Source organism: Protofrankia sp. Cj3, from assembly GCF_917627355.1.
Classification (GTDB): domain Bacteria; phylum Actinomycetota; class Actinomycetes; order Frankiales; family Frankiaceae; genus Protofrankia.
Genome location: NZ_CAKJTR010000091.1, coordinates 1 through 6,201 on the forward strand (window position 1 = coordinate 1; position 6,201 = coordinate 6,201).

Annotated in this window: 3 protein-coding genes; 1 reads left to right on the forward strand and 2 read right to left on the reverse strand. The window is 67.8% G+C overall.

Annotated features, from left to right (window positions below):
- Positions 1-331 precede the first annotated feature (331 nt).
- Positions 332-1,531 carry a pentapeptide repeat-containing protein gene (locus MJ783_RS13765; protein ID WP_239310834.1) on the reverse strand — a complete coding sequence of 400 codons (1,200 nt, stop codon included), beginning with the start codon at positions 1,529-1,531 and terminating at the stop codon, positions 332-334.
- Positions 1,532-2,000: 469 nt separating this feature from the next.
- Here MJ783_RS13765 and MJ783_RS13770 point away from each other — a divergent pair, with 469 nt between their 5' ends.
- Positions 2,001-2,438: a hypothetical protein gene (locus MJ783_RS13770; protein WP_239310835.1), complete on the forward strand. Its 438-nt coding sequence runs from the start codon at positions 2,001-2,003 to the stop codon at positions 2,436-2,438.
- Here MJ783_RS13770 and MJ783_RS13775 read toward each other — a convergent pair.
- Positions 2,417-6,201 (reverse strand): hypothetical protein (locus MJ783_RS13775; protein ID WP_239310836.1); only part of this gene is annotated, 3,785 nt, incomplete at its 5' end. The genes MJ783_RS13770 and MJ783_RS13775 overlap by 22 nt on opposite strands.

Consider the following 6,201-nt stretch of genomic DNA (forward strand, 5'->3'; position numbering starts at 1 on the left):
CCGAACTATTACTCGTTCCCGCCGTTCCGCTCCGGAGTTCTCAGCCAGCCAAACAACATCAAAATAAGACCGTCGAAACAATGTCCGCAGAGTGAACGGATATGAGTACAAACTCCTTATAACCTGGATACAGCTGGAAGATTACCAGCGAGGAAGACGCTACTCAGCTGACTATAATGTCATAATTCTGATACCGCGGGCCGCGGTGCCTTCCCCACGGCCACGCCCGCACGCCATTCGATCTTTTTTTGGACGACTTTTGCTTTTAGGAGCGCACGATAAAACCGCACCGCGTCCCTGTTGCGAAATATCGAGGCCCCGCATCGCCGGGTCAGACAAAAGGCGGGAAATCCGCTCGTTCCCGACCCGGATCCGGCCGGACCTGGAACACGCCAGCGGACACCTCCTCTGAGGCGTCCCACATCCGTCGTGCCCACCCTGAGTCCGGCCAGCGCGTACCCGCCGACCACTGCACGCCCTCGAGATTCGCGCGGTCGAGCTGGGCACCGATGAGACTGGCCCCGTCCAAGCGGGCGTCAACAAGGGCCGCGCTGGTGAGGTTCGCCCCGTCCAACCGGGCATCGACGAGGGCCGCCCTGTCCAGTTGGGCACCGGACAGGTCCGCCCCGGCCAACACCGTATCGGTAAGATCCGCCCCAGCCAGCTGAGCACCAGACAGATCAGCCCCGTGCAGGCGGGCACCAGACAGGTCCGCCCCAGCCAGCACCGTATCGGTAAGATCCGCCCCAGCCAGCTGAGCACCAGACAGATCAGCCCCGTGCAGGCGGGCGCCACACAGGTCCGCGCCGACCAGCACCGTATCGGTAAGATCCGCCCCAGCCAGCTGAGCACCAGACAGATCAGCCCCAGCAAGCACGGTATCGGACAAGTCAGCACCGGCCAACAGCGCACCGCACAGGTCCGCCCCAGCCAGCACCGTATCGGACAAATCAGCCCCAAACAACACAGTATCGGACAGGTTTGCTCCGGCTAGCTGGGCACCGGACAGATCCGCGTCAAACAGGCGGGCGCCGCACAGGTCCACCCCGGCTAGCTGGGCACCGGTGGCGTTAAGCGCGATCAGATCGGCCAGGTCCGTGGGCGGTTTCGCCACGTCTGGAGAACGGGCCTGGAGCTGGCGGATGAGAGCAGCGGAGGCATGGACGGAGCCCGTACCATCATCCTGCTGGCGATCATCCCCACTGGCCTGCCCACTGACGGTCCGAGCCATGCGCACGACGGCTTCCACTTCACGGCTGGGGAACGCCTCCGCAAGGACCCGCTCAGCCCGTTCCTTGTAGCCGGCATCGCGATAACCGACATCGCGCAGGAGCCGAAGGAGCGATCGCGCCGCGTCCACGGCATCGTCGGGATCGCTGGGGTGAATCATCCTGTTGTACAGATCAACGATCTGTCGGAACAGCTGGACCCGAGTGGACGGGCTACGTCGACATCGTTCACGGGCTCCCAGCGTGCCCAGCAAGGACCGCTCGCTCAACGCGTCGAACCGGCCGTTATTGCTGTCGTGCACAAGTAGCCACCTCTCTCACGGAGTCGCCGCTCCGCTGGTGAGCGGACATCGTTTGCGGTCCCCCCGCTGTCGTTGCGTCGAACTCTGCGCCATATCGAGACTGCCGATCGCTGGTTGCATACCGGTGGTGACAAGGTTGCAGATACTGTTCGCCCGGCTTCCGCCGATCCGCAACCAATCCACGACCCGAGTCTGAAATGGTTAGCCCCGCCAGGGCCGCTGGCTTTCCCGCCAGAGCGGCTTCGCACGGCCGGCGTCCCTGCCGCTTCGGGTGTGCCTCGCAGATGACAGCCTCCCTGGACGGCGAGTGCCTCCCGGCTTCAGCACACGTCCGGCGCTGTCGCCATGAGCGCCTTACCGGCGGGCCAGGGGATGCCGGACGGAGTGGTCGAAACGCCGGAATCCGGGCCGACGGCCGGTAAGGATATGACGGTGATGTGTCGGTGATGTGTCGGTAAGGATGTGGCGCATGCCCAGGGGCCGCTGGATGATCGGTGTGTTGGTGGAGCTCGCCGGTCTGGGACTCATCGCCGGTGGTGTTATCCAGGCGGCCTCGGCCACGCACAGGCATGTCGCTACCGCCGCTGAACTCGGGGTGTACGACGGGCGGCTGACCAGGGGCGTGCTCCTGGTGGCCGGCGGGGTGTTCATATGCATGGCCAGCGGCCAGATCCGTCGGGCCGCGCCCTGTTGGCGGAGGTTGAGCCGGCTCGGCCGGGTCCTGTTCATCGGCGGATACCTGCTCGCCGCCACCGGTTTGGCCGTCATCACGCAGCATGACTCCGTCAGAAGCTTCTACGTCGGCTTCGGCCTCCAGGTGATCGGTGCGGTCGCGGTGGGAATCGGCGGGAACACGGCACGACCGGGCCTTGACCCGCCGTCACCTCACGGGTGCTCTGGCCATTGAGGACAGGTACGCCGGTAGGGCTCACCGGACAGGTAGCGGCTCCATTCCGTTCGGGTGAGGTTGCGCCCCGCGATACGGCAGGCAACCATCGCCCAGGTCTCGGTGCTGACGTCCCAGATCTGGACAGCCCCCTCGGACGTGCCGGTCAACACGGTGACGCCGTCCAGGCTGCGCGCGAGGGAGTATCCGCCGCGCGGCTGCGGCATGGCTACGCCTATCGGCGCAAGGGTGACGGCATCCCATAGATGTGCGCTGCCGTTCCCACCGATGTCGCTTGTCGTCATCACGACGCTGCCATCGCGGAGGAACTCGACCCCGCCGCTGCTTGGTGTCTGCAATGTCCGCCGTAAGGTCCCCGTCCTCGCGTCGCGGAACTCGACGACACCGACCGCTACCGTTCCATAGCCGATCGCGATCGTTGCGTTGTCCGGTGAGAACGCCAACGCTGGGGCGTCAGCGGTGGCCTCCAGCACCTGCGACCACACCGGGCTGCCGGTGGCGGTGTCGAACAGGGTGACGATGCGGCCCGGGAGATCCTCGACAGCAAGCCAGCGCCCGTCGTGGCTGTAGAAGGGGTACAAACCATCCGGGACGCCCGGATGAGCCACGCCCGCCGTGGCAAGCTTCCCCACGAGATGCGGCTGTCTGGGGTCATGGACGTCCCACAGCAGGACGGAACCGCCAGCAGCCACCGCGACCCGCCCTCCCGCCGGGCTCCATGCGATAGCGGAGAAGCTTCCGGCTGGTTGGGAGCCGGCAAGAACTGCCAGGTCGGCCCCGCTGGCCCGCTCCCACAACCGGAGCGTCCCATCCTGGCCCGGCGCAGCGAGCAACGCCCCGTCCGGGCTGAACACGACGGGGGCCGCAACGGCGCCGTCGAGTAATCGGCCCTCGGAGCGGCCGGTGGCCGCGTCCCACAGCAGAACCTGTCGATCATCAATACCTTGAGTAACGATTTTGGTATCACCGGGCAAGAAGGTGCCCGTGACCCGGCCGGTATGTCCTTGCAGGGTCCTGCCCAGCGGTGACGTGGCGCTGTCCAGGCGCCAGATATCGACCTCAGCCACGCCACTGGCGATCAGTCGTCCATCGGGCAAGAAGGCGGTCGAGGTGGTCGCACGCTCGTGGAGTGGCAGGACCGCGACCTGCTGGCCCGAAGGTATGTCGAACACCCGGATGAAGCTGGCTCCGTCATTGAGCGCGAGGCGGCGCCCGTCGTTACTGATCAGCATGCCGGCGAAGGCCGCTGTGAAGCCGGTCAGCGGCGCTTGGCGCAGCTGACCGCTGCGGACATCCCACAGCATCACGCGGTCACCAAGAGTAGTAGGCAGCGTGACAGCATCGGAGGCGAAGAAGCCAGGTGCCCCGGGAAGATCCCACAAGACCGTCCCGGAATGGGCATCCCATATCCGTGTCGACGAGCCGCCGAAGATCCCAGCGGCCAGCCGGCTCCCGTCCGCATTGATCATGACCATTGGGATGTCGCCAGGTTTCGCCGGGAAGTGCAGCGGCGCCCCGATCTGCCGCGGTGTGTCAGGGGCCGAGCGATCCCACAGCGCGATCTGCCCATTGTCGTCGATCACAAAAAGCCGGGAGGGGTCAGTCGGATCGAACTGTCCGTAGGCAAGCCCGTTGCCGGCCCGGATCGGCGCTCCGACCTGCTCACCGCTGATGACATCCCAGATGACCACGGTTCCGTCGTTCCCGCCGACGGCAAGCAGCGTCGCGTCCGCATTGAAGAGTGCGAGTTCGCGGCTGGTGTGCCAGCGCAGTGTGCGCTGGACCTGGCCGGTACGCAGGTCCCACAGCCGGACCGTGCCGTCCCGTCGCGGCTCGGCGAGCAGCCGCCCGTCCCAGCTCACCGACGGGGGGACCAGCGGCAGCAGGTTGGGCGCATCGAAACGAATGACCCGGTCGAGGCTGGCAGGGGTGTGAACGAGCGCGGTCTGCAGGCCGGCTTCGGTGTCCCGGGATGGCTGGAGCCGGTAGCTCTCCACGCCGAGCAGCAGCGCCAGATCAACCTGGTCAGCGCCGAGGCTGGCGGCCACCGTCGCCAGCTGGGCGGCCTGCGCCGACCTGGTGGCGACGTGGGCCAGCCGCGCCTGGCGGTCCGCCGTGCTTCGCTGCATGACCGCCAGACCCGTGCTGACCAACGCGACCACGAGCAACGCGGCCAGCACGGAGGCCAGCGAGCGCAGCCGCCGGGCGGCTCGCCGGGCGTCGTGCAGCGCATGTTCCTCCGCGGCTGTGGATGCCGCGAGGAATGACTGTTCCAGTGGGTTGGCGTCATCCGGATAGGCGTCCGCCCATTCCTTGGCGGCCTGTAGCCGGGCATCGCGGTAGAGGTCGCCCGGAGCATGACCGGCCGCTACCCAGGCGCTGGCGCTCTCGGTGAGGTGGCGGTGCACCCGGTGGCCGTCGCGGTCGGCCTCCAGCCAGGTCCGCAGCCTGGGCCATTCCCGCAACAGCGCCTCGTGCGCGACCTCCACCGTGTCGTCGGCCGCGATGACCAGCCGTCGCCCGATCAAGGCGGTGAGCACGGCCTCCGCCTGTTCGCTGCCAGCCAGCTCGGACCGCGGCGCGCGGCGTCGCAGGTCGGCTCCGTCCTCACCAGGAGTGGCGAGCCGGAGGAACAGGCGGCGGAGAATCGCCCGGCCCTCGTCATCGAGGCTGTCATAGACGCCGTCGGCGAGCCGGGTGATCGCCCCGGCGACACCGCCCGCCTCGCGGTAGGCGGCGACACGAAGTGTCTGGCCGTCCCGGCGCTCCCAGGTCGCCAACAGTGCGGTGGACAGCAGCGGCAGTGCCCCGGGCTCCTGCCGTGCGTCGGCCAGGACCGCGTCTGTGAACCCTTCCTCGAGTTCCAGCCCGGCAACCCGGGCGGGTTTCTCAATCGCCTGCCGCAGCCCGCCCACAGCCATCGGACCGACGAGGACGGTGTTGTCGCCAATGAGGCGGGCGAGCGCGGGATGACGGGCGAACCGGCCGTAGCAGTCGGCACGCACGGTGAGAACGACGCGAAAGCGCCCGTCAGCGCGTTCGAGTGCGCCGACCAGACGGTCGATCAGCTCCTCCCGGCCCTCCTGCGTCCACATGGTGATTGCTTCCTCGAACTGGTCCAAGACGACAAGCTCGTTCCCCCTGCTGCCGCTGTCGAGGTCCAGCGCGGTCGGGTCTGTGGTGCCGGTCCGCAGCAACCGGATCCGCCACCGGTCGCTGCCCGGCAGCACACCCGATCGCAGCGCCGGCACCAACCCGGCCCGCACCACCGACGACTTCCCGCTGCCTGACGGGCCCACCACGGCCAGCAGCGGCGTGGCAATGCAGCGGGTCACCAACTGCCCGACAAGCCGTTCCCGCCCGAAGAAGTACGGGGCGTCCTGTTCGTCGAAGCGCGCCAGCCCCTTGTACGGGCAGACGACGGTCTCTGTCTCACCAGCCGGGCGGGCGCAGACGACCGGCGAGACGGCATGGCGAGTCCTCGCCCGCTGCAGATCCAGAACCTCAGCGACCATCGCCTGCTCAGCCGCGACCAGGTCCAGGCGGCCTGTCGCCACCCGCACGGCTGTCTTGCCGACCCGCTCACCGGCGCGGGCAACCGCCCAGCCAGCCGCATCCTCGTGGACCCGCGCCGGGATTCCGCCGGAGGACACGGCCACCGCCTCGGCCGCCACCGGCAGGTCCTCATCGCTCACGTAGCCGGCCACGATCGCACTGATCTGATCGACCCCAAGCGGGCCAAGCCGCAGGACGCGCTCCGCGT